Here is a 2608-nt window from a genome sequence, read left to right on the forward strand (position 1 = left end):
TAGCGTGAAGTACAACGTTCTGCCACTGAAATTCTTTGCCGTGCGGGCGGCTGGAGTGTGGCGTCTCCATAAGTGGTACGTTGCTCGCTTCACATTTTTTGGAATCGCCCAGCAAAGACTGCTTGGTAATCGGCAACTCCTGCAATTCAGGCGAATCCACAGAAGTTGTATCAAGAAGGGAGCGTAGTCTACCGGAAAGCCCCATTCAGCTCAAACCTTGATCTTCGCCCGAAGGCTGCCAATGCAAACGCCAGTCACCCGACGCACGTCCATCGAGCCCTGCCAGATTGGCCACCGCCAGTAATTGCCCATCCCTGAACAACAGCGGCAATCTGCCGCGCACGAACAGCGGCACCCCGCTTTCATTGAGCAATCGCTTCAGATCACGATGCCCCCGGCCCGGCAAACTCATCACCTCTCCCCCTTCACGATAGCGGATCTGCAAAGGACCTGCGGGGATTTGCCCGGTGAGCCTCAGCACACCATTACCTGGCAGCGTCAGTGCTCGCGAGGGGTCTGGCCAGTGTTCAGCGGCAGGCAATGCCTGCAACCAACGACCGGACAGCCACCAGATTCGCCCGCTCGCCCGATGCAGTTCGCCGCTTGCCAACCGCCAGATCGGCCGAGCGTCGATGGCGGCCTCCAGTAAATCGCTCCATCCCGACCAATGGTCGCTTTCCGGCAATGCCGTCAGCGGTTCAAGCCAATGGCTGAGCGCATTGCGTTGACGCGCAGCGGAGAGCTTTTGCAGGGGCGCCAGCTGCAGCGACGGCAGATCGAGCCAATCGAATTCGCTTGCCGCGCCGGCATTGGCCAGATCGATTTGCGCAAGCTCATCGAGCAGTTCGCGCGCTTCGCTCAAATGGGCAGCACTGCGGGCCATGGTGGTGATGGCCTGCGGCCAGCGCGCTTTCAATACCGGGAACACCTGATGACGCAGATAATTGCGCGAGAACTGCCGGTTCTGGTTGGAAGGATCCTCGATCCAGCTCAACCGATGCTGCGCCGCGTAAGCTTCCAGCTCCGCGCGCGAGGCATCAAGCAAGGGTCGCAGCAGCCAGCCACTTCCGAGCGGGCGCTGACGCGGCATCCCGGACAGCCCTCTGACTCCGGCACCACGCAGAAGCCGAAACAGGAGAGTTTCGGCCTGATCGTCACGGTGCTGGGCCGTCAACAGCACTTCGCCCGCTTTCGTCATCGAACTGAAAACCGCATAACGCGCATCCCGCGCGGCCCGCTCCAGACTCGCCCCCGGCTGGACCGTGACACGCTCCACTCGCAATTTGATGCCCAGCGCATCACAGACAGACTGGCAGTGCCCCGGCCATGCATCGGCCGCGACCTGAAGGCCGTGATGAATATGGATAGCACTGAGCGGCGGGAGGGATTCGGTTGTTGCCAGACGGCCAAGCAGATGCAACAGAACGGTGGAGTCGAGGCCACCGGAGAAAGCGATATGCCAGTGAGCGGCATTGCGCCACGGTTTCAGATTCAGCAAAAGCCTGGAAGGCAAATCAATCTCTGGCCGATCCATATCTTTCCCTTTGCACAAATCAAATGTAGGAGCGAGCCTGCTCGCGAAGGCGGTATAACAGCCAACTCATCGGTTGAATGTTAACCCCTCATCGCGAGCAGGCTCGCTCCCACATGGGCATTGCGCAGTCGACTTAGAGACCGTAACTCATCAGGCGCTCGTAACGACGGTCCAGCAGAGTCTTGTGATCGAGCTTCTTGAGCATCGCCAGCTGCGAGCTCAACTCGGCACGGATCGATGCTGCGGCAGCAGCCGGATCACGGTGCGCGCCACCCAGCGGCTCGTTGATCACCTTGTCCACGATACCCAGGCCTTTGAGACGCTCGGCCGTGATACCCATGGCTTCTGCGGCATCGGGCGCTTTCTCGGCGGTTTTCCACAGAATGGAGGCGCAACCTTCCGGCGAGATCACCGAATAGGTCGAGTACTGCAGCATGTTCAGTTGATCGCATACGCCGATTGCCAGAGCACCGCCGGAACCGCCTTCACCGATGACAGTCGCGATGATCGGGGTTTTCAGGCGGGCCATCACGCGCAGGTTCCAGGCGATCGCTTCGCTCTGGTTACGCTCTTCCGCATCGATGCCAGGGTAGGCGCCCGGCGTATCGATGAAGGTCAGAATCGGCATTTTGAAGCGTTCGGCCATCTCCATCAGACGGCAGGCCTTGCGATAGCCTTCAGGGCGCGGCATGCCGAAGTTGCGACGAACCTTTTCACGCACCTCACGTCCTTTCTGGTGACCGATGACCATCACTGGCTGATCCTCCAGACGAGCGATGCCACCCACGATGGCCGCGTCATCGGAGAAGTGACGGTCGCCATGCAACTCATCGAACTCGGTGAAGATATGGTCGATGTAGTCCAGGGTGTATGGACGCTTCGGGTGACGCGCCAGACGTGCGATCTGCCAGCTGGTCAGCTTGCCGAAGATGTCTTCGGTCAGCGTCTTGCTTTTGTCCTGCAGGCGGGAGATCTCATCGCCGATATTCAGCGAATTGTCATTACCGACCAAGCGCAACTCTACGATCATGGCTTGCAGGTCGGCGATCGTCTGTTCGATATCTAGGAAATTCG

Annotated in this window: 3 protein-coding genes; all 3 read right to left on the bottom strand. The window is 59.5% G+C overall.

Features of this window, described 5'->3' with window-relative positions; all coding sequences use genetic code 11:
* The coding region (locus ACQKP2_RS32405; protein ID WP_427582326.1) for a hypothetical protein at positions 1 to 205 on the bottom strand (205 nt) is incomplete at its 3' end.
* Positions 206 to 1534, bottom strand: coding sequence for a tRNA lysidine(34) synthetase TilS (gene tilS / locus ACQKP2_RS32410; protein ID WP_427582327.1), 1329 nt, complete (start codon positions 1532 to 1534; stop codon positions 206 to 208). It abuts the gene before it with no gap.
* A 133-nt stretch (positions 1535 to 1667) separates the two neighbouring features.
* Positions 1668 to 2608: acetyl-CoA carboxylase carboxyltransferase subunit alpha (locus ACQKP2_RS32415; RefSeq protein ID WP_427582328.1), on the bottom strand; the 941-nt coding region annotated here is incomplete at its 5' end.

This window comes from Pseudomonas sp. NPDC089569, from assembly GCF_050280625.1.
GTDB lineage: Bacteria > Pseudomonadota > Gammaproteobacteria > Pseudomonadales > Pseudomonadaceae > Aquipseudomonas.

What these genes read in the sequence shown, in the direction of transcription:
- tilS (WP_427582327.1), bottom strand. Translation starts at nt 1,534, where the DNA reads ATGGATCGGCCAGAGATTGATTTGCCTTCCAGGCTTTTGCTGAATCTG.